Source organism: Streptomyces sp. NPDC006012 (genome assembly GCF_042871185.1).
Classification (GTDB): Bacteria; Actinomycetota; Actinomycetes; order Streptomycetales; family Streptomycetaceae; genus Streptomyces.
Genome location: NZ_JBIAIE010000002.1, coordinates 332,061 through 352,034, shown reverse-complemented (window position 1 = coordinate 352,034; position 19,974 = coordinate 332,061). Strand labels below are relative to the sequence as shown.

16 protein-coding genes are annotated in these 19,974 nt (G+C 68.9%); 5 read left to right on the top strand and 11 right to left on the bottom strand.

The window, feature by feature from the left end; translation table 11 throughout:
- Nucleotides 1-178: 178 nt before the first annotated feature.
- The 3 genes from ACFYPJ_RS05750 to ACFYPJ_RS05740 form a co-directional block, all read right to left on the bottom strand.
- Nucleotides 179-2,668 (bottom strand): trypsin-like serine protease, encoded by a 2,490-nt coding sequence (locus ACFYPJ_RS05750; protein WP_389010996.1) that lies wholly within the window; start codon nt 2,666-2,668, stop codon nt 179-181.
- 517 nt (nt 2,669-3,185) lie between these two features.
- Nucleotides 3,186-3,743, bottom strand: coding sequence for a hypothetical protein (locus tag ACFYPJ_RS05745; protein WP_389010993.1), 558 nt, complete (start codon nt 3,741-3,743; stop codon nt 3,186-3,188).
- 665 nt (nt 3,744-4,408) lie between these two features.
- Complete coding sequence (locus ACFYPJ_RS05740; RefSeq protein ID WP_389010990.1) at nt 4,409-6,583, bottom strand: PQQ-binding-like beta-propeller repeat protein; 2,175 nt, start codon at nt 6,581-6,583, stop codon at nt 4,409-4,411.
- Nucleotides 6,584-7,353: 770 nt separating this feature from the next.
- Between ACFYPJ_RS05740 and ACFYPJ_RS05735 the strand changes: the two genes are divergently transcribed.
- The gene (locus ACFYPJ_RS05735; protein WP_389010987.1) at nt 7,354-7,902 is read left to right on the top strand and encodes a DUF4232 domain-containing protein; all 549 of its coding nucleotides are present in this window, start codon (nt 7,354-7,356) and stop codon (nt 7,900-7,902) included.
- Nucleotides 7,903-8,191: 289 nt separating this feature from the next.
- Here the strand turns inward: ACFYPJ_RS05735 and ACFYPJ_RS05730 are convergent, their stop codons facing one another.
- The 4 genes from ACFYPJ_RS05730 to ACFYPJ_RS05715 all read right to left on the bottom strand — a co-directional run bounded on the left by ACFYPJ_RS05730 (nt 8,192) and on the right by ACFYPJ_RS05715 (nt 10,548).
- The gene (locus ACFYPJ_RS05730) at nt 8,192-8,404 is read right to left on the bottom strand and encodes a hypothetical protein (RefSeq protein ID WP_389010984.1); all 213 of its coding nucleotides are present in this window, start codon (nt 8,402-8,404) and stop codon (nt 8,192-8,194) included.
- 820 nt (nt 8,405-9,224) lie between these two features.
- Nucleotides 9,225-9,488, bottom strand: coding sequence for a hypothetical protein (locus tag ACFYPJ_RS05725; RefSeq protein WP_389010981.1), 264 nt, complete (start codon nt 9,486-9,488; stop codon nt 9,225-9,227).
- A 103-nt stretch (nt 9,489-9,591) separates the two neighbouring features.
- Nucleotides 9,592-10,047, bottom strand: a complete 456-nt coding sequence (locus tag ACFYPJ_RS05720; protein WP_389010978.1) for a hypothetical protein — start codon at nt 10,045-10,047, stop codon at nt 9,592-9,594.
- 120 nt (nt 10,048-10,167) lie between these two features.
- Nucleotides 10,168-10,548, bottom strand: coding sequence for a M56 family metallopeptidase (locus ACFYPJ_RS05715; protein WP_389011605.1), 381 nt, complete (start codon nt 10,546-10,548; stop codon nt 10,168-10,170).
- A 254-nt stretch (nt 10,549-10,802) separates the two neighbouring features.
- Here ACFYPJ_RS05715 and ACFYPJ_RS05710 point away from each other — a divergent pair, with 254 nt between their 5' ends.
- Nucleotides 10,803-11,837 carry a cation diffusion facilitator family transporter gene (locus ACFYPJ_RS05710; protein WP_389010975.1) on the top strand — a complete coding sequence of 345 codons (1,035 nt, stop codon included), beginning with the start codon at nt 10,803-10,805 and terminating at the stop codon, nt 11,835-11,837.
- Nucleotides 11,838-12,025: 188 nt separating this feature from the next.
- On the opposite strand, the gene ACFYPJ_RS05705 is transcribed toward ACFYPJ_RS05710, so the two are convergent.
- The gene (locus ACFYPJ_RS05705; RefSeq protein WP_389010972.1) at nt 12,026-12,976 is read right to left on the bottom strand and encodes a zinc-binding alcohol dehydrogenase family protein; all 951 of its coding nucleotides are present in this window, start codon (nt 12,974-12,976) and stop codon (nt 12,026-12,028) included.
- A gap of 153 nt (nt 12,977-13,129) precedes the next feature.
- Here ACFYPJ_RS05705 and ACFYPJ_RS05700 point away from each other — a divergent pair, with 153 nt between their 5' ends.
- Both ACFYPJ_RS05700 and ACFYPJ_RS05695 read left to right on the top strand, forming a co-directional pair.
- Nucleotides 13,130-13,813, top strand: coding sequence for a TetR/AcrR family transcriptional regulator (locus tag ACFYPJ_RS05700; protein WP_389010969.1), 684 nt, complete (start codon nt 13,130-13,132; stop codon nt 13,811-13,813).
- Nucleotides 13,814-14,650: 837 nt separating this feature from the next.
- On the top strand, nt 14,651-15,016 hold the full coding sequence (locus ACFYPJ_RS05695; protein ID WP_389010966.1) for a hypothetical protein: 366 nt from the start codon (nt 14,651-14,653) through the stop codon (nt 15,014-15,016).
- Between the two features lie 346 nt (nt 15,017-15,362).
- Here the strand turns inward: ACFYPJ_RS05695 and ACFYPJ_RS05690 are convergent, their stop codons facing one another.
- Together ACFYPJ_RS05690 and ACFYPJ_RS05685 are read right to left on the bottom strand one after the other, a co-directional pair.
- Entirely contained in the window at nt 15,363-16,058 is a 696-nt protein-coding gene (locus ACFYPJ_RS05690) for a type 1 glutamine amidotransferase domain-containing protein (RefSeq protein WP_389010963.1), read from the bottom strand.
- A gap of 79 nt (nt 16,059-16,137) precedes the next feature.
- On the bottom strand, nt 16,138-16,452 hold the full coding sequence (locus ACFYPJ_RS05685; protein ID WP_389010961.1) for a hypothetical protein: 315 nt from the start codon (nt 16,450-16,452) through the stop codon (nt 16,138-16,140).
- A 1,008-nt stretch (nt 16,453-17,460) separates the two neighbouring features.
- On the opposite strand from ACFYPJ_RS05685, the gene ACFYPJ_RS05680 reads away from it, so the two are divergent.
- A complete protein-coding gene (locus ACFYPJ_RS05680; protein WP_389010958.1) occupies nt 17,461-18,798 on the top strand; it encodes a YncE family protein in 1,338 nt (445 codons plus the stop codon).
- Between the two features lie 252 nt (nt 18,799-19,050).
- Here the strand turns inward: ACFYPJ_RS05680 and ACFYPJ_RS05675 are convergent, their stop codons facing one another.
- On the bottom strand, nt 19,051-19,383 hold the full coding sequence (locus ACFYPJ_RS05675; protein WP_389010955.1) for a hypothetical protein: 333 nt from the start codon (nt 19,381-19,383) through the stop codon (nt 19,051-19,053).
- Nucleotides 19,384-19,974: the final 591 nt, after the last annotated feature.

Below are 19,974 nucleotides of genomic sequence, written 5' to 3'. Positions count from 1 at the left end.
CGGGAACTCACTGTCTGTCTCCTCAGGTCGGGGATGGACAGTGCGGGCGGCACGAGCCGTCCGTCCGTGCCGGCCGCACTTCGAGCTCGGAATCGGTCACCTCGGCCGTGGGGCGGGGCCTGTCGGCCACCGCGCCACGGCACTGCTGGTCAGCCGGCCCGCCGGGCCGGCCCGCCGCTCAGGACCCGGGCGTCACCTTGATCGCGCCGGATTCGGTACGGAACGTGAACGCCCACCCCCACGCGGTGCCCGCCGTGTAGGAGAAGGCGGTCGGGTCGGTCGCGGAGACCTCGTTGCCGAGCTGGACCGACGCCTGCCAGGAGCTGAAGTCGTTCAGACCGGACTCCCGGGACCGGTGGACGGTGCCGTCCGCGGCACGTCCGAGCACCTGCGTGTAGCCGGACGGTGCATCGATCACGGCCGAGGGGGTGCCGGTCGTCGTGAGGTCCGCCACCGGCGTCCAGGCCGCCGGGAAGGCGGCGTTCTCCGCGCTCTGGACGGCGGACAGCACCGTGCCGTCCCCGCCCCGCGCGAACACCCCGACCCGGTAGTCGGGGTACACGACGGCCGAGACGCCACCGGTCACCTTCCGGTCGCCGACGGTGCTCCACCCACTGAGCTGGCCGTCCTTGAACGCGGCGGTGCGCAACTGCCCGTCCGTGCCGGTGCCGAACAACTGGATGCCGTCCCGGACGGCGACCGCGGTCAGCGGACCGGCGAAGGTGCCGCCGGACAGCCGGACCCAGCCCATGAAGTCCACGTTGGCCCGCTGCTGGGCCCGGTACCAGGGGTGGCCCTCGGCGTCCACGGCGAACTCCACCAGGACACCGGCCGCCGTCTTCGCGAGGGCCGGGTGGCCCTTCATGGCGCCCGCGAGGCCGACCCAGCCTCCCCAGACACCGTCGGTCGCACCGCGCCGCCGCCACTGGGCGTCACCGCCCGAAGTGTGCGCACTCAGCGCGATCCTGCCGTCGGGCTGCTCGGAGAGCTGCGGCTGCCCCGCGAAGAGTTCGGTGTCGGGGCCGGTGGTCCACTGGACGGTGGAGGCGTCCGCCGGGTTGGTCTGACGGCCCGTCACCAGGCGTCCGGTGGCGTCGGTCGTGGCGTACACGATCTCACCGGTGCTGGTCTGCAGGACCGCCGGGCCGCTGCCGCGGTCGGGGTCCACGGCCGGGGCGTCGGGGGTGTGGTCGCCGCGCAGCCGGCAGGAGTCGGGCGCTCCGCTGATGCTGGTGTAACCGGCCCAGTGAGTACCCGAACCGATCAGCTTGTTCCAGTTGGCGCCGAACACTCCGGTGCCCTCGTTGTACTGGTAGTACCGGATCTCGCCGCTGGGCTTGACCCGGATGATCGTGTCACCGCCGTAGGACGTGATCTCCTTGGTGTCCCGCCAGTCGGACCAGCTGACCGTCTCCTGGCGCTCGATCCAGCGCTGGCTGACGAAGTCGTAGCGGGAGCGCACCAGATGGCCGGTGGCCGAGTCGATGCCGAACACCACGCCGTCGTCACCGGCGAAGATGTGCGTGTAGGCGCCCCAGCCCGAGTCGATCTTCTTGTTGCCCTGCGGGTCCCAGGTCGCCGTGGTCCGGTTGTACTTCTGGAAACGCAGGTCACCGCCCGAGTCGACGTACCAGATGTGCTCGCTGCGGTCGACGGTGATCTTGTTGTGGTTCGCCGCCTGGGCGTACGTGCCCAGATCGGTGCTGATCTTCTGGTGGTGGATGTCCCAGGTCGCGGTGGCGGAGACCCGGTGACTGAGGTAAAGACCGTCGCTCTTGACGCCGTAGAAGGTGGCACCGGGGCCGGCCAGGACCCGCCCGTACTGGTCCCAGCCGGTGTCGATCGTGCTGGCCTCCGGCACCGTCGCCGAACCGCCCGTGGGATCGTCGACGTTGCGCCGCAGCAGGCTGCCCGCCGTGGTCGTCGAGTACAGGACACCCTGCGGCGCACAGGTCGGTCCGGCGTTCTCGCCGATCCAGATGCGCAGCCGGTCGATCCGGGTGGCGACGGCGCCGGTACGGGTCTCCGCCTTGTCGCTGCCGAAGCAACCACCCTGCCAGGAACGGCTGTTGATGCCGACGAGCTGAGGTGTTCCGCCCACCTCGCGCAGCAGCGGGCCGCCGGTGTCCCCCGCGCAGATGGCCGCACCGTTCTGACCGGTTACGGATACCTGCGAGGTGTCCGCCGAGTCGACCTTGAACGCGCCGGAGTGCAGGTGCAGCGGCGCCCATTCGTCGGCGGTCCTGCCGTAGCCGGACGCCGTCAGGGCCTCGCCGTTCGTGGGCGCGGTGGTGGCGAGGGCGACCGGGGTGATACCGGTGACGGGGGTGGCGAGCCGGGCGAGCACCAGGTCCTGGTCCGGGTGCGGCACCAGCTCGACGACGTTGCGGACCTGCCCGGTCGTGCCGGTCAGGTCGGCACGGCCGATCGTCGCGGTCGTCGCCAGCGCCGGGGCCCCCGCGGGGATGTCCAGGCTCACGGCCGGGTCGGCGGCGAAGCAACTGGCCGCCGTCAGCAGCCAGTCGGCGTACACCAGCGTGCCTGAACAGGCGCGCTGGCCGTCGCCGATGTCCAACCGCGCGGTGAACGCGTACGAGTTGCCGGCGGCACCGGTGACGGCGCCCGCGGCCGGTGCGGTGAGCATCCCGGCGGCCGTCACGGTGGTCATGAGCGCGGCACTGAAGGCCGCGCGGGAAATTCCGCGGGACCGGGGAGAGCGGCCGGATCCTGAAGAACCTGAAGAACCTGAAGATCCGGTAGATCCGGTAGATCCGGTAGATCCGGTAGATCTGGGAGATCGGGAAGATCTGGAAGACATGTCATTCCTCGGATTGCTGCGGGACCGGGGGAGGAGAGAAAGGGAGAACAAGAGCGGACGTGGGTGGCGCTGGGGGGGGGGTGATGGGCAGGGGGACATGACGATCGCTCAGGTGATGGGCCTGAGGTCGTGAGGTCGTGGCGGTAGCCGTATCTGCCGGTGTGCCGTAGCCGCAGCCGACATTGGCGCTGGCGCTGGCTGGCGCGGGCTCCGATGTCGATGCGGAGGAGTGCGTTCAGCGATGCACCGCGAACACCACGCCCGGTCATGACCTGTTGGCGGGTGGACGAGCTGAGCGCGGACGGCGGTCGGCGGTCGACGGACGGCGACTGGCGTCTGCTGATGGCTGCCGACTGGCGACTGGCGGCTACGCGGAGGTCCTGATCTCCACGAGCATGTACTGACGAGCCTGGTCGTCCACCGATTCCCCGACCGGGGTCCAGGTGTTCTCGACGATGTCGAAGGACTTCTTCTCCGCACCGACCGTCATGTCGACCTGGGTCGCGTAGTCGTTGCCGCGGACGGCGTACACGGCGGGAATCTCCATGGTCAGCCAGCCCGAGGTGCCGGTGGCCCGGAAGCACACCTTCTTGTTGACCCGCGCCCAGACCTCCAGGAGCCCGGTACCGCTCGTGCATTCGGCGAGGGTGATGTGGCCGTCACCGCGCTTGAGCACGATGTTCTGCTCGGCCAGGATCTTGTCGGCCTGCGGGTAGCCGAAGTTCTCCACCGCGTATCCCGGGGCCTCGTCGGCCACCGGCGTGCCGACCGGCGCCCCGTCGGCGGCGGGCGCCCCGCCGCTCGTGACGCTCCAGGTCAGCAGGCCCGCGGCGGCGGCCAGCGCGGCGGTGCCGGCGAGCTTCTTCCGCGATGTACCGCCCGACGCCGCGGAACGCGTCGGCCGACTGGTTCTCTCTGCCTTCATTGAGTCCTCATCGCCGGTTCCGGCCCTCGGCCGGAATCATTGGTCGACGGATGCGGAGACCGTGGCCCACGGCAGCGGGAAAAAGCGGTTCGAGGATTCCGGGCAATTCTGCGGCTGTTGACGCCCGCGGTCGAATTCATTATCCGAGTTCGAGCACGAAGAAAAACGGCATGCATAAGCCCCCCAACCCCCGTCCGACGGCCTTCGGCATCCGGCATGGCAAAAACCGCGCCGCGGGAACTTCGGGCGTTGTGCATGCCTTGACGATGTCTGTCTGACTTTCCCGAACGTCCCTTCGGCCGCTTGATGGAATCTCATTTTCCGAATCTTGTCCACCGTTTTAATCTTCAAAATTGGAACATCTATGCACTTTGCGACCGACAAACATTGCGTATACCAAACACGCGGTGAAGTCTGCATGGCTGTACGGTTTCCGGCAGCGGTGGTGCCGGTGCAGCGCGCTCGGCACCCCGGTCACGACGGGCGAGGTTCGGCCACCGCGCTCCGGCGCCGGCGCCCACGACGGGGCCGGCCGATCCGGCGCCATGGCGAGGCCCGGGGGGCGTCGTTCTGCGGACGCGGAAGCGAATGGCACCTACTCCCCGGAGTGCCTGTTGTCGTCATCCCGGAGGGTCAGTCGGACCCGTCCAGACCATCCCGGACGGTCATTTGGTCCCGTCCGGGCTCCGGGAGAAGGCCGTGTCGCCGGCCATCGCCACGATCGCGTCCTTGACGAGCAGCACCCGCGGCGGGTAGCTCTCCGTCTTGTCCCCGGGGTCGTCCAGTGCGGAAGTGCGCCAGACCTCCGCTCCGGTGCGGCTGTCCAGTGCCAGCAGACGGCCGAAGCGATTGGCGAAGTAGACCCGCTTGTATGCCGTTGACACCGCGGGCGCCGACAGACTCTCCATGTCCGTCACCTTCTGCCAGAGTTGCTTGCCGCTGTCCGCCGACACCGCGGTGACCGTCCCGTCGGACCGGACGAAGTAGACGACGCCGCCTACGAGGGTGGCCGCGCCGGTCAGCGGATGCGCCAGTGGGATCCGTCTGACCTGCCCGGTTTCCGAGGACACCCGCAGCAGCGCGTTGTACGGCCGTTCGTACCCGCTTTCGTACACGTCCTTCGCGGTCTGGGGGGCCAGGAACAGGGGCTGTCCGCCGACAGCGCCGAGCGCCTCCGCCTTCTTGGGCAGGGTGGCGGTCTCGGTCAGGCTGCCGGGGCCGAGCTTCATCAGGTCGGCCGGGGCCTGGCCGGGCTCGCTGGCGACCGAGCACAGGGCGTAAGGGGCGCCTCCCAGCACCGCCGTGGTGCAGTACTCGTCCAGCGAGGGCGCCCGCCACAGTTCCTTGCCGGACGGTCCGTAGGCCACGAACGACGAGGCGTCGGGAGACATGGTCAGCAGCCCCCCGTCGTACAGGATGGCCGGCTCGGCGGTGTTGATGTCGCGCTGCCACCGCCGGTGCCCGGTACCGGCGTCGAGGGCCACGACGCGCCTGGTCCTGTCGTCCGGTGCCTCGTACGTGAAGACCACCCCGTCACGGACGCCGATCGGCTGCACCCCCTGAGGGCGGGTGCCGGTCCGCCACAGGATGCGGCCGGAGGCCGCGTCGATCCTGGCGGCCGTGAATCCCGTACCGCCGCAGAACAGGGCGGTTCCCTCCGTCACACATCCGGTGGTGTTGTAGTCGAGGGGGACGCCCTTCACGGCGTACCGCATCTGCCGCTGCCACGGCCGCCAGCCGTCGGGCAGTGACGCGGCATGGGCGGTGGCCGCGGAGGCGGCGTTCTCGGCGGTGGTGGTGTCCGGACGGGACGCGAAGACAGTCACCCCGAAAACCAGCCCCGTGACGGCCAGCGCCGCGCCGAGGCCGGTGAGCAGCATCCGGGCCCGGCGGCGCTTGCCACGGCCACGACCGGTGCCGGTGCCGGTCGCGGCACCCGCGGAACCGGTGGCCGAGCTCCGGGAAGCGGGGCCGGCGGGGCGGCGCCGGGGCCGCGCGGACTGCCCGGTCCTCGGGGACCCGGTGGCATCGGTTTCCGGCAGCGCCTGGAGCATGCGTTGTACGTCCGCCAGTTCCGGCCGTGCGGCCGGGTCCTTGTCCAGGCAGCGTTCGACAATCTCCAGGAGCGCTTCGGGCACCCCGCCGAGGTCCGGGGTCCCGAAGGCCACCTGGTAGCCGGTGATGTACGGGCTGTCGGCGTCGAACGGTCCCGTGCCGACGGCCGCGAACACCAGCAGCGAACCCAGCGAGAACACGTCCGAGGCCGGGGTGACGTCCCGGGGAGAGGCCAGTTGTTCCGGCGACATGAAGGGCGGAGTGCCGATCATCCGCCCGGTCGTGGTGAGCGTCTGGTTGTCGGAAGCGCGCGAGATGCCGAAGTCGATGACGCGCGGACCGTCCTCGGTCATCAGGACGTTGCCCGGTTTGAGGTCCCGGTGCACCAGGCCCGCCCGGTGGATGTCGCGCAGCGCCTCGGTGAGCCCCAGCCCCAGCGCGCGCAGCTCCCGCTGGCTCAGCGGGCCGTCCCTCTTGACGACTTCGGCGAGGTTGAGCCCCGGCACGTAGAGCGTCGCCATCCACGGTCGTTCGGCGTCCGGGTCGGCGTCCACGACAGGCGCGGTGAAGGCACCGCTCACCTTGCGCGCCGCCGCGATCTCCTGCCGGAAGCGCGTCCGGAACTCCTCCTCCTGGGCATGCGGCCCGTGTACGAGCTTGACCGCGACCTGCCGCCCCGAGGCGGAGACTCCCAGAAAGACGACTCCCATGCCGCCCGCCCCGAGCCGACCGAGAAGGGTGTACCCGCCTATGGACTCCGGGTCCCCGGTGCTCAGGGGCGTCATCGCCGATCATCCTTCCCAGCGGCTGCCTGCCTAACGGGGATCAGAGTAGGGCCTGCCGCCCGGAAACGGAGTCGCGGATATCACGCATCGGTGTTCCTGTGCCCCGAGCCGCTCGACGGGCCATCCGCCCGGACGGGGGCCCAACCCTTGGCCGTCCAGACCAAAGCCGATGCCGATGCCGGAAGTTGAAGCCGGACCCGAAGCCGAAGCCCAAGGCGAAGGCGACGTTGAAGTTGAGTCGAAGTTGTTGTCGGAATTGAAGCCGAAGTCGATGCCGGGCCTGACATCGGAGTTGAGGCCGATACCGAAGCCGTCGCCGTGTGGCTGTGGCTGTCGCTGTCGCTGTCGCTGTCGCTGTCGACGCCGAGGCCGACGGGCGGCGAGCCGGGAGGCGTGGTGTCCCTGTGTGTGCCCGCTCCGCCAGAGCCGGCGGTTCCGTCGGCCGTCCGCGCAGTCCTCCATTCCATACGGCATCCCAGAGGGGGCGCGTTTTGGCAGGTCAGAGCTGGTGCGAACATTCCAGCATCCCGAAACCCCCGAAGGGAATGGCGAATGGAACGCCGTAGGGCACAGGCTTGGGTCATCGAAGCAGAGGCGCCTCGCCGGCCCCGGCGATCGTCCTCGCTCAACTCCGCGTTCAAGGCCCGCACGTCCGGCGCGCGCCCACGCACAGCACACGCAGCACACGCATCACCACCCAAGACACGACCGACCAGCCCAGCTCCACCCAGAAGATCATCTTCCGGATATTCAGAGAAAGCAGCCCAGCCATGCGCATCGCCACTCGTTTCGTCTCCCGCGCGGCCGCCTCCTCCATGGTCGTCGCCGCCGCCCTCGCGCTCGTCGGCGTCCAGGCCGCCGAGCAGACCGCGTCGGCCGCCACTCAGAAGGCTCCCTCGATCGTCACCTGCACCGCCGCGAACACCAAGCTGACCGTCACCAAGGTGTCCCGCCCGATCAACCACCTGCTGCTCAAGGCCACCAACACCGGTACCAAGCCCTGCTACGCCTACATCGCCCCCTTCCTGAGGGCCGGCGCCGACGCCCAGGCCCCGGTGGCGTGGGCCGAGGAGACCACGCCGCAGGCCGTGGTGACACTCAAGCCCGGCAAGTCCGCGTACGCGGGCATCACGACGTCCACCGCCGACGGCGAAGGCGGTGGCAAGGAGAAGACCCTGGGCGTGATCTTCACCGACAGGAAGGGCAACGCGACCAACAAGGAGAAGACCCTGAACCTGCCGAACGGCGGTGTCTTCTTCAACAGCACCGCCACCGTGACCTACTGGCAGGACAACGCCAAGGACGCCCTCTCCTGGTAGCCACGCCGGCGCCCAGGCCGCCCACCCTGCCCAGGCGCAACGGGTAACCCGCAGTACTCCTGACGGCCGAGGATCACCAGCCGCGTCCAAGCCGCCCTCGCGGCCCGCGACAACAAACAAACCCCAGGCCGCCGACCTGGGGTTTCATAAGGGAGCGGGTGACGATGGACTCCGCGCCTCAAGCTGATCACGTCTCGTCGCCATGGGCGGGCCACTGACCCGACTTCGCGGCCGAGCCGGCGATGTCCTCGCCATCACTGACGCCGAGGACATCCTCTGATCCGTAGCTCTACAGGGACCGGTCGCTGACGGTCATGGCGGTTGCGTCATGGTCCTGGAAGGGCACTGTCGGACATGATCGGTTGCCGTGGTTGCCGTGGTTGCCGTGGTTGCGGTACTTCGTTGCTGTACCGCATCCCCCGATCAGCAGGGTGAGCACCGCTGTTGCGTCCGCGTACGCACCGACGAGTTCAGCGACGCGGGCCGACACGAGTACAACCACGACGATGATCGTGATGAGCCACAGCCTGGTACCTGGGTTTGACACGCACCGTGGGGTAAGGGACACACTCATCTTGAGCCTCTCGCAGGTTCGTGACCCGCCCTGCCGTGCACGCCTAGGAACCTGTTCGGCGAGGGCGGGTTTTTCTGGGGACCCATTGTGGACTCGAAATGGCGATTAGCAAATTCGATCTGGGGAATTCGGCACCGGTCCAGCTGTCCCAACAGGGGCTGCGTGCAGCCCACCCTTCGGGAAGCTCCTCCTCTGGGTGCTGCGAACGACCATCACGCCTGTTTCTGCTGTGTCTCCAGGGGAGATCTCAGCGAATCGCCAGGGTCAATCGGCCGGCTGCCCTCTACTGCGTAGACCACAACTATGGAATCGATTCCGGCCACTTCATAGGGTCTCAATGCGGAATGTCTCCGCGGTGCAGAACGACGCACCCGTAGTGTCCAGTCTTGAGAGTCTGGCCTGCGTCTCTTGAGAGTCATGACCTGCGTCTCTGTGTCGCCTCTGTGGCACAGGAAGTCGCGGTGGTCAACGCTGTCGCCGTGCGCAACTGCGCTGCACTTGAACACGAGACTCCCGAATGCGGCTGAACATAAGGGCCATAAGGAGTAAAAGCGACCGGCGGGACCGGCCTGAAATTGCTCTCCGCCCGGAGGAACATCAACGGTCACTGGAGCTGCGGGCACACTCGATCCAGCGCGGGCGGAGAAAGCGTGGAGTCTCTGACGACGATTCCTCCGCCCGTGCAGAACAAGAACAATTGGCCTGAACGCAGGTCAGGTTGAGGCGACCTCAACGGTCGTGTTCTTGCTCATCCTCCTCCGCAGTAGGCGCATGGTTGGCACAGTTCCTTCCAACGGCATCTTCGGCCGTGCCCGGACGCCTTCTGCTCCTCCTTCTTGTTGGCGCTGTTGATGGCGTAGGCGCCCCAGCCGGCCAGGCCGACAACGACGACCGCGCTGAGCGTGATGGTGATGATGCGGTTGCGGCGTTCGCGGGCCCGTTCGGCGCGACGCATCTCCTCGATGCGGGCCTTGCGGGACAGGGCGGTGGCCTTCTTGCTCGTCTTGCTCATGACGTGGGTGTCCTCACTCTCCGTCGTACGGCGGTGGATGCAGGGGCGGCAGATGGCGTTCCGTGCGTGCGCTCGCGTCAGCGCGCGGCGCCGAGGCGCCTGGTCAGCTCCGCTGCACCTGGAGGACGTGAAGGTCGGGGGCCGTCGCTGTCGGCGGGGCCTGGGCGAGATACGTCGCTGTGCCCGGGGGCTTCTGGACGTCCGGCGACCGGGGGAGAAGCACCGGCAGGGGATGCGAGGGTGCGGCGAGGATCCGCCGGGCCTCGTGGACGGCGGGAGCGCAGCACTCGCCACCAGGAGGACAGTCGGTCGACACGGTGTGGTGGACGGTCGGGTCGCCGGTCGGCATCTGTGTGCCGGAGACTCCGGTCTGCATCTGTGTGCCGGAGACTCCGGACACAGCAGAGACATGCTCACCGCTGCCGGCATGTGCCGTGGAGCCCAGGCACACCACCAGCGCCGCGAGCAGGACGGCCAGGACAGGGCAGAGGGCCGCGGCACGCGTGGTCCACCACTGGCCGCGGGTCGTGCGCCGCGCCGACTGCGCCCGCCTTCCCATCACGGAGATGTTAAGTGGTTCCTGTGGATGTGCCCATCGTGCAGAACCGGTCGGCGGGCAGTGGCTGGACGCCCGCCCTGGCTTGCTAATTAACTTAGTAATAACGGGGAGCGGCGGGGCTCAGGGCCGGGACGTGGCGTCGGCGGCCATCTCCAGCAGCAGCGCGGTCTGCTGACGGCCGTGACGGGTGAGCGGCAGCCGGCGGAACACCGAGTGGAACGCCTCCGCGACGGCCAGGGCCAGGTGATGCCGCCCCGCGATGTGGCGCCGTTCGTGTTCCAGTACGGCGGCCAGCGGCTCGGCGGTGAGTTCGCGTACGGCCGCGTCGCTGACGACGACGTGTGGGTGGCGGCCGGGAAGACAGTACGCGACGGGGACGTCGTACGGCAGGACGGTGGCACCCAGCCGGGTGGCACGGCGGCCCACCAGGTCGACGGCCTCGCGGTGCCGGGTCCGTGCTCGCCGGGCCCTTGTGACATGGAAGGCGAAGCCGGCGAGCAGGGCGAGCCCGAGGGCGGCGGGCAGGGCGACGGCCAGCCGGTCCGCCGTCGCGGGGCTTCAGCAGCATCTCGCGCGGCCCGTCCGGTTCCCCTTGCGCCGCTGCGGGGAGCGCGGCTGGCAGGTGCGGCGAGTTCCCGCAGGTCAGCGCCGTGTTAACGGTCATGACAACGGTCACCGGTGCAGCCTTTGGCGATTCGTGCGGACGTGCGTTTCACTGCCTTCAGGACACCCGGCACGAGGGGGAAGGCGTCGGCATGAGCGACCACGACCACGGGCACGGATCGGGACACGACCACGGCGGGGGCGGCCACACCGGACACTCCCACGGCGTCTCGGCGGACGCCGACCGCCGCTGGCTGGCCATCGCGCTCACCCTCATCGCCGCGTTCATGGCGGTAGAGGTCGTCATCGGAGTCGTCGCCCAGTCCCTGGCGCTGATCTCCGACGCGGCACACATGCTCACCGACGCCGCCTCGATCGTCCTCGCCCTGATCGCGATGCGGCTGGCGGCCCGCCCGGCCAAGGGCGGTTTCACCTACGGCCTCAAGCGCGCCGAGATCCTCTCCGCCCAGGCCAACGGACTGACCCTGCTCCTGCTCGGTGCCTGGTTGGCATACGAGGCGGTCCGCCGGCTGATCGACCCGCCCGAGGTCGAGGGCGGCCTGATGCTCGTCACCGCTCTCGCCGGGATCGCCGTGAACGTGGCCGCGACCTGGTGTCTCTCCAAGGCCAACCGCTCCTCGCTGAACGTCGAGGGCGCCTACCAGCACATCCTCAACGACCTGTTCGCCTTCGTCGGCACCGCGGTCGCCGCGCTGATCGTCGTCCTGACCGGCTTCACCCGAGCCGACGCGATCGCCACCCTCGTGGTCGTCGCCCTCATGTTCAAGGCCGGCTACGGGCTGCTGCGCGAGTCCGGCCGCATCTTCCTGGAAGCGGCGCCGGCCACCATCGATCCGGACGCCCTCGGCGACAAGCTGGTAGCCGAGCCGAACGTCGTCGAGGTGCACGACCTGCACGTCTGGCAGATCACCTCCGGTCAGGCCGCTCTCTCCGCCCACATCCTGGTCGAGCCCGGCGGCGACTGCCACGCCGTCCGCCGCGACCTGGGGGAACTCCTGCGCAAGGACCACGACATCATCCACACCACCCTCCAGGTCGACCACGCCCAGGCCCCGGTGCTGCAAGGTGCCCTGCCCGGCGTCCGCGGACTGCTGCCTCTGGACGACACCGGGCACTGCGCGGACCCGCACGGCCCGGTCCACCGGGACGAGCCCCACGAACACTGACCGGCCGTCAGCGCGGGGTTTCCCGAACTCAGGAAACCCCGGTCCTGGATTGGGGAGCTGTGGGCATTTGCGGCCGGTGGAACCGCTGACCTGGGTGAACGGCCACGATGCGTCCCCGTCGGGCCGGTCGCTTTCACCGTGGTTCCCCTCCGTCGTCTGCTACCCCGACAAGGACGGCGACGGCCGGATCAGACGGTCAGAACGATCTTGCCGAAGACGGCGCGGGACTCCAGCAGAGTGTGCGCGACCGCGGCTTCGTCCAGCGGGAAGGTGCTGTGCAGCACCGGCTTCAGCCGGCCTTCCCGCAAGTCGGCGAAGAGGAGCGCGAAGGTCTCGGCGGCGGTCTTCGACGGTGCACTGGAGAGACTGAGAGCCGAGATGGTCCAGGACTGCTGGAAGTTCGCGAACAGTGCCATCCCGAAATCGGGGGTGGGGGCACCCCCGACGACACCACTGATCACGTACCTGCCGTTCGGGCGGAGCAGGGGGATGAAGTCGGCCACGTCAGCACCGGCGACGATGTCGATGACGGCGTGATAGCGGCCGTCCGGGCCCGGGTCGACCGCGTCCACGCCCACGACTTCGGCGGCCCCCAGGTCGTACAGTCGCTCCGCGACGGACCGGTCGGGAACGGAGGCGATCACCGTCGCACCCCGAGCGGCCGCGAACTGGGTGGTGAGCACGCCGATCCCGCCACCGGCGCCGCGAACGAGCACCCGCTCGCCCGCCTTGACGCCGGCCCTTTCCACGCTTGCCGCGGCGACCAGGGAATTCACCCCGAGCGCCACCGCGTCATGGGACGACACGTCCTCCGGCAGTTCTACGAGAGATTCGACGGGCACCATGGCACGGTCGCTGTAGCCGCCGCCGTGTCCGGTCGTCGCGAAGACCCGGCGTCCCACCCACCTGGCGTCGTCCTGCGAACCGACCTCGACCACCGTGCCCGCCACCTCCAGACCGGGTACGGCGCCGGTGCCGACGTCGGGCTTGGCGCCCTGCCGCAGCAGAACATCGAAAAAGCCGACCCCGGCCGCTTCCACCGCCACTACGGCATGGCCCGGCTCGGCGGTCGGGTCCGGCCGCTCGACCAGCTTGAGGTTCTCCGGGCCACCGAATTCGGTGATCTCTACTGCACGCATGATGTCTCCTCGTAGCGTTCTGTCGCGCATGAAAGGGAAAGAGGCTGCCGGACAACGAGGCTCAGACGTCCTCGGTGACCTCGATGCCGCGGCACCAGAGCACGCTAACCCGATAAACGGATGACCTCTTCCATTTGTGGTTAAGTGAGAGACATGCCTGTTCAGCCGTCTCGAAACCAGTCCTCGTCCACCGCCGAGACCCCCGTCAGGGGGCAGCGAGCCGACGCACGGCACAACCGTGCCCAGCTCCTCCAGGCCGCCCGCGAGGCGTACGCGCTCAACGGCACCGACGTACCCTCCAGCACCATCGCCCGCAGGGCCGGCGTCGGCGCCGCCACCCTCTACCGGCACTTCCCGACCCGGGGCTCGCTGATCGCGGCGGCGTTCTCCGAGCAGCTCACCGAGTGCGTCGCAGCCCTGGACGAGGCCCTACGGGACGACGATCCCTGGCGCGGTCTCTGCTCCGCCCTCGCCAAGGTGTGCAGGATGCAGGCCGAAGACCGCGGGTTCAGCGCCGCGTTCCTCGGCGAGTCTCCCGGCGATCCCGGCCTTCATCGTGAGCGCGCCCGCGCCGAGGCAGGACTCGCCCAGCTGGTGCAACGCGCGAAGAACACAGGGCGATTGCGCAAGGACTTCGATCCCAGCGACGTCACCCTCCTGCTCCTGGCGAACAGCGGCGTCGTGCGACAGTCCCCGGAGGCGTCCCTGGCCGCCTCTCGCCGCCTGCTCGCCTACTTCCTCCAGTCTTGCCGGGCCACGGACGGCGTCCCGTCCCTGCCTCCGCCCGCACGGCTCCGCCTCGACGACCTTTACGGGCCGCCACACCGAACCGACTGACCGGCGACTTCCGCCTGGAGCGCGCGCCCCAACGTCTGGCGCCTGCCCCTGAATTCGCGTGAAGTCCCGCCCCGGTACGCAGCGCCCGATGACCTCGCCTTCGGTCTCGTCGTCACCACGCAGAAGGGCGAAGGGCAACAGCGCATCGGCAAGGCGAACCGGTCCCACCTGTCCGTCGTCCGGTGAGCTGACGAGGGCGCGAGCCCCGATGGGGCGATGTCGCAGGACGCCACTGACCATGCGTGGCCGGCGCCTGAAGTTCTGTCCGTCGCCTGTCACGGAGGCCGATGCGTGACAGCCGCCATGTGGGGCATATCGGCGCCGAGTTGATCTAGGCAATAACCGAGGCCCAGGTCTCTGACCTGGTCCTTCTCCATCAATCCGGTGCGTCTGTGGTGCGGCCTGCCTCGGACTCGGTGCCGTTGGCCACCTGCAACTTCCGTCTTCGGCGGCGCCGGTGCCAGCGCTCCGAAAGTTCCCCGGTTGCGGTGGCAACGGCCGCAATCCCGGCGCACGTCGGCCAGCTCTTGGAGTCGCTGATGACCATGCCGATGAGGCGGAACGCCACAGTCGTCAGGCCCCACCCCAAAGCACACGAAGCTGCTGCGTCGACCCAACTGTTTCTGCCGTTCACGGGCCAAAGGCAGCTACCCGGCCAGAGAACCCACAGGTGCACGCCCAGTCGGCAGCCCTCTGATCCGTAGCTCTACAGAGATCGGTCATTGGAGGTCATACGGGCTACGGGGAGGCGTGTGGCGGCCGGTGTTGGCTGCTGGCGGTTGCTGGGGTTGCTGTACCTCGTTGCTGTACAGCAGGATCCGGTCCGGGGGTGAGGTCATGGAGAGGGAGCACCTGGAACGCCTGCTGGGCGGTGGTGACGAGACGTCGTCGGCCGCCTTGGCTGCCCTCCGCGCCGGCGCTTCTCACGTCGTCTGGGACGGGACGTCGTCGGCCGAGTTGCTTGCGAAGGTCTACGGTCGCCGACTCCGTCTCACCCGCCGGAGGGACATCGAGACCTCCGGCTTGGCGTGGGCCGTGCAACGCCTGGACCTATACGGCCGACCGGTTCGACTGGGCCAGATAAGAACTGCCGACGGCTCATGGGTTTTCATGCTGTTTCTCGACGAGGACGGCAGCACGCTGGTGGCGTGCACCGGCGTCCGGCAGACCCTGCCGGGCCCCGCACGACCAGACACCTGCTGAACTCGCACCGCTGACGGCCGATCGCCCTCAGGACCCATTGTCAGTGCCTGCGGCTATCGTCTCAGCGCGCGGTCGGCTTCCGGGGGTTCCAGCTCTGAAGGGAATGGTTGCATCCCCGGCCTGTCTGGGGGCGGCCCGGAGACTCGTCCGGGACCTAACCGACGGCTGGGCTTCGTCGATGGCCAAGCAGTGACCTGCCAGCGCCGACCGCGTACCACTTCTGGCCAGGGCTGATGACAGGTGCACGCTTTCCAACTGCGGGGGTGGGAGGCGGGTGCGTGTACAAGGGCGTTCACCTGTGTTCATGGGCGGCCGGCTGCCAGTGCGGCGACGGCTCCGGGTCTCCTCACTTGAGGATGTCCAGTAGGCGATCCGCCAGAACCCCCGCCGAGTGAGGGTTCTGTCCGGTGATGAGGTTGCGGTCCTCGACCAGGTACGGCTCCCAGACGGGACCGCGGCTGTACTCGACGCCCACCTTGTCCTTCAGCTCGTCTTCCAGCAGCCACGGTGCCCTGGACGCCAGGCCCACAGCTTCCTCCTCCTCGTTGGTGAAGCCCGTCACGCGGTACCCCTTGAAGGGCGACTCGCCGTGAATCCTGGTGGCCAGGAGCGACGCGGGGGCATGGCACACGATCGCCAACGGCTTACCGGAGGCCAGCTGGGCCGTCAGCAGCCGGCCGATGTCGGCGTCGTAGGCAAGGTCCGACATCGGGCCATGACCGCCGGGCAGGTACACCGCGTCGTAGTCCTCCAGGCGGACATCCGACAGTTTGAGCGGCCGACGCATCGCCTCCGCGGAACGGATGATCTCCTCCAGCTCCAGAGCCCCCTTTTCTCCTCCGGCCATGGAGGGACGCAGGCTCATCATGTCGACGTTCGGAGTCACACCGCCCGGCGTCGCGACCACGACCTCATGGCCGGCGTCCGTGACCGCCTTGTACGGCATCGCGAACTCCTCGGCCCAGTAGCCGGTCGCATACCTGGTGCCGTCCTTGAGTACCCAGTAGGTAGCCCCACTGACGATGAAGAGTACTTTCGCCATCGATCTCCACCTCCTTGTCCCCACCTGGCTCGCCGGGGAACTCGGCTTCTTTCTTTCTCGCTCGCAGCCTTGCTCCGCATCAGGCCGGGATCCCGAACACCGGCGTGAGCCTGGCTCGTGCCAGGCCGTGGGTCACGAGCCGGAATCCGGGCCATGCGGGGGTCGCCTCCGTGGTGATGTCGAGACGGGGCGTGTCCAGCGCATGAACGACGAACATGTAACGGTGAGCGGCCTCCCCGGGTGCAGGTGCCGCACCGAGGAACCCGTGCCGACCGGCGTCGTTGGCGAGCGTCCTGGCCCCGGCCGGCAGCCTCTTTCCGCCGGCGTCGCCCGCGCCGGCAGTCCCGGCGAATTCCGACGGCCCGCCGCCGCGTTCCCGCCCTTTTGCGGACACCGGGCGAGGCGTCACCTGAACGACCCCGGACACGGTCCGTAGCGCACCGCCTACTACGCGACCGCCATGTTGCGCCGCGAAGCGTCCGGCTGCCAGTCGGTCGCACATGGCACCGGGCACCCGCACTCAGTGCTTCACCCCGGCCGCCGCCGACAACTGTTTCGTCATCGGGACCTCCGTACCCCCAATCGATGTCGTTGGGGGTGAACGTGTTCCAGCCTAAGTACCACTCTGACCGGGCGCATCCGGGCCCACATCCTGCGTGTCTCGATCGGAGACGAAAGTCCGGAATGCGCTGACGGCGGCTCGCGCACGCTTCGTTGAACTCCCCTGTGCCCGACACGCGTTGTCCTGCCGCACACACTTGACCACAGCCGCGCAGGTGCTGCCCGACATCGCCGAGAAGAGCACACACCCGGGTCACGAACGATGCGTGGGGCATGTACATGGCTCGGCCGATGCCGGCGAGCGTCCCGTGCCGGCGTTCGATCACGCCATCGCTCTGGACAACCGGGCGCCCGCACTCCGACGACGATCGACAGGAAGAGGTCGCCGCCGGCCTCGACGCGATCGTCCGGACGGCCCGAGTCGCGGGCCGGAAGGCGACCGCTGAGCCTTCTGGCGCGAATCTGGCACGCGACGACTGATCACGATAGACAAAAAAGAACCCCCGGGCCTCTGGCCTGGGGGTTTCTCCTGGACCGGGTGACGAGAACCGAACTCGCGCTCTCAGCTTGGGAAGCTGCGGCCATGTGCGCCTGGTTGGAGCGCTGACCTGGGCGAATGCTGCGGGGCGCAGCCTGGACGGGCTTGGCTGATTTCACCGTGATTCCCCGCTGTTTCCCGCCTGACCCGGTGCGATTGTGGTGCGCCCTGGTCGTCGGGCACGCGGCGATGCTCACCGCCTCCGGACCCCGACCGCCTCCCAGTGACACATACCCACCGCCCTGCGCTCTTCGAACGGGTAGTCGAAAACGGCCGCCCCAACTCCGAGGAGGTTTCGTTAACTTGCACATCCACAAAGGCACGGCCGTCGCGGTGGCAGCGGCACTGATCGGCTCACTGACCCTGATCGGGGCGGGGACGGCGACGGCCGCGGCCGAAGAGACGAGCGTGGCGCTGCCCAGCGCCTCGTTCCGGGACATCATCGTCGACGGAGTGCACGACCGGGTGTTCGTCAGCGACCCGGCCGGCGGCAGCATCGTCGTCACCGACTACGCGGGCGCGGTTGTCCAGCGGATCACCACCGAGGAAGGGGCCGCGGGCCTCGTGCTCTCGGCGGATTCCAGCAAGCTGTACGTGGCCCTGTCGACGGCCGACGCGATCGCCGAGATCGACACCGCCACCCTCACCGAGACCAACCGCTACCCGACCGGCGCGGACACCTCGCCCCAGACCCTGGCGCTGGCGGGCGGCAAGCTGTGGTTCGGCTACACGGTCGGCAGCAGCGGCGGCATCGGCTCGCTCGACGTAGCCTCTCCGGCCCCGGCGGCGACGCTCGTCCCGAGCGGCCGTTACTGGTACTACGCCCCGGCCCTGGCGTCATCCCCCGCCGACCCGAACGTCCTGGTGGCGGGCGAGGAGGGCGCCAGCCCGGCCACCCTGGCGGTCTACGACACGGCGAACGGCGGCCTGCAGAAGCGCACCGAGCGCCTCTTCACCTCGTCGCCATCGATCTCGTACCTCAACGACTTCGCGGTGACGGCGGACGGCCAGAGCATCGTCGTAGCGGCGAACAACCCGTACGACCACCAGATCGTCCGCCTGTCGGACCTGTCGTCGAACGGCTCCTACTCAAGCTGGCAGTTCCCTAACGCGGTGGCCGTGGCGGCAGACGGAACGGTGGCGACGGGCGCGACCGGCGACTTCGTAAAAACCTATCGCCCGGGTTCCACCTGGCCGTCGTTCCGCGAATACGCCGTGAACGACCTCCAGCGCGACGGCCTCGCCTGGGCCCCGGACGAGAACCGCCTCTTCGCGATCACGGGCCTGTCCTACGGCAGCGCCCCCACACTCCACGTCCTTCCGGACGCCGGCAAGCTGGACACCACCCTCAGCTTCCAGGCCCCCGAAACCTCCCGCAAGGGCAAGGACCTGACCATCACTGGCCGGCTGTCAGCAGCGGAGCCCTACCCGGCAGGCACGACGGTGCAAGTGACCCGCACGGACGCGGAACACCCGACCGGCACGCCGGCCGGCACCTTCCCCATCTCCACGGCGACGGGCGAGTTCACGTTCACGGAACGCCCGCGCGAGACGGGTGACATCACCTACACCGCCACGTACAAGGGCGACGGCCAGCGCACGCCCGCAACCGCCCAGACGACGGTGACGATCACCAAGTAGCACCCTGAGCACCCCACCAAAGGCCCCGAACCAGCCAGGTACGGGGTCTTTGACCTCAGGGGCCATGTCTGCTCGGCTCTGTCTGGGTCGACGGCGGACGGGACGGAAGCTCCCCGCGCACACCACTGCACACCCGCGGCCGCGAACGGCGCCTCCTCCGTCCCGGTGCCGAGTCTGGCTGTCCCAGGTGGAGGCAGACCTCAGCCGCGGGGACTGGCGTGCTCCGGACGCCGGGGCAGTCAACTTCCGCGTCTACGCAGAGAAATGGTCGAAGAACGGGAGTTGGCCGTTCGGACTGAGGACCTGTACAAGCACCTCCTGCGGCTCTACGTCCTTCCCGCCTTCGGCGCGCTCGACCTCGATGAGATCACCGCTCCTCGCGTCCGTGAGTGGCGCGCTGAGCGGCTTCGTACCACCGAGGCCAAGGCGACCGTCGCCAAGGCGTACCGCCTCCTCAAGGGCATCCTTGAGACGGCTGTCGATGACGACTTGATCAGCCGCAATCCGTGCCGGATCAAGGGCGCGGGCAAGGAGTCGGCTGCCGAACGCCGTATCGCCACCGTCGCCTATTCCCCGGCGCCTCATGGTCCACCTCGGCGCGTACGGTCCGATGCGGCCCGAGGAACTGGCCGGCCTCCGCCGCCGGGACGTCGATGTCGACAACCTTGTGATCCGCGTTCGCGTCGCCGAGCCGGAGCGGACCAACGGCAAGCGTGCTCCTGGCGAAACCAAGTCCGACGCGGGCGTCCGTGCCGTCGTTCTCCCGGCGTTCCTCCACAAGGAGGTGAAACAGCATCTCGCCTGGTTCGCCGAGAAGGGGCCCGATGGCCTGGCCTTATGGGCACGCCATGGGCGCGCTGACGACTCGGAGGCGCGGGGCGGTCTTCTGGGTGGCCGAAGAGCACGCAACCTCTGGAAGCGAGAGCTGGCCGGAAGGCCGCGATTGCAGGAGCACATGGAGTGCGGTTCAGCGGCGGACGAACGATTCGGGGCGGAGGTGGGTCGGACGGGCTTGCGCAATCCGGGCCTGCTTGGGCGACGCACCAAACCCAGTTTGTGGTTCGGTCCGGAAGCCGCGGTCGTTGCCCGACGCTCGGCTTCCTTCTGCTCCCGCTCGCCCACCGCACTTGGTCACCGCAGCGCCGTGGGCCACTCCGTGATGCCCGCGGGTCCGGC

Bases quoted from the DNA above. Each gene is read 5' to 3' on its own strand.
- ACFYPJ_RS05750 (WP_389010996.1), bottom strand. From the start codon at position 2,668: ATGACCACCGTGACGGCCGCCGGGATGCTCACCGCACCGGCCGCGGGC.
- ACFYPJ_RS05745 (WP_389010993.1), bottom strand. From the start codon at position 3,743: ATGAAGGCAGAGAGAACCAGTCGGCCGACGCGTTCCGCGGCGTCGGGC.
- ACFYPJ_RS05740 (WP_389010990.1), bottom strand. From the start codon at position 6,583: ATGACGCCCCTGAGCACCGGGGACCCGGAGTCCATAGGCGGGTACACC.
- ACFYPJ_RS05735 (WP_389010987.1), top strand. From the start codon at position 7,354: ATGCGCATCGCCACTCGTTTCGTCTCCCGCGCGGCCGCCTCCTCCATG.
- ACFYPJ_RS05725 (WP_389010981.1), bottom strand. From the start codon at position 9,488: ATGAGCAAGACGAGCAAGAAGGCCACCGCCCTGTCCCGCAAGGCCCGC.
- ACFYPJ_RS05720 (WP_389010978.1), bottom strand. From the start codon at position 10,047: ATGGGAAGGCGGGCGCAGTCGGCGCGGCGCACGACCCGCGGCCAGTGG.
- ACFYPJ_RS05710 (WP_389010975.1), top strand. From the start codon at position 10,803: ATGAGCGACCACGACCACGGGCACGGATCGGGACACGACCACGGCGGG.
- ACFYPJ_RS05705 (WP_389010972.1), bottom strand. From the start codon at position 12,976: ATGCGTGCAGTAGAGATCACCGAATTCGGTGGCCCGGAGAACCTCAAG.
- ACFYPJ_RS05700 (WP_389010969.1), top strand. From the start codon at position 13,130: ATGCCTGTTCAGCCGTCTCGAAACCAGTCCTCGTCCACCGCCGAGACC.
- ACFYPJ_RS05695 (WP_389010966.1), top strand. From the start codon at position 14,651: ATGGAGAGGGAGCACCTGGAACGCCTGCTGGGCGGTGGTGACGAGACG.
- ACFYPJ_RS05690 (WP_389010963.1), bottom strand. From the start codon at position 16,058: ATGGCGAAAGTACTCTTCATCGTCAGTGGGGCTACCTACTGGGTACTC.
- ACFYPJ_RS05675 (WP_389010955.1), bottom strand. From the start codon at position 19,383: ATGAGGCGCCGGGGAATAGGCGACGGTGGCGATACGGCGTTCGGCAGC.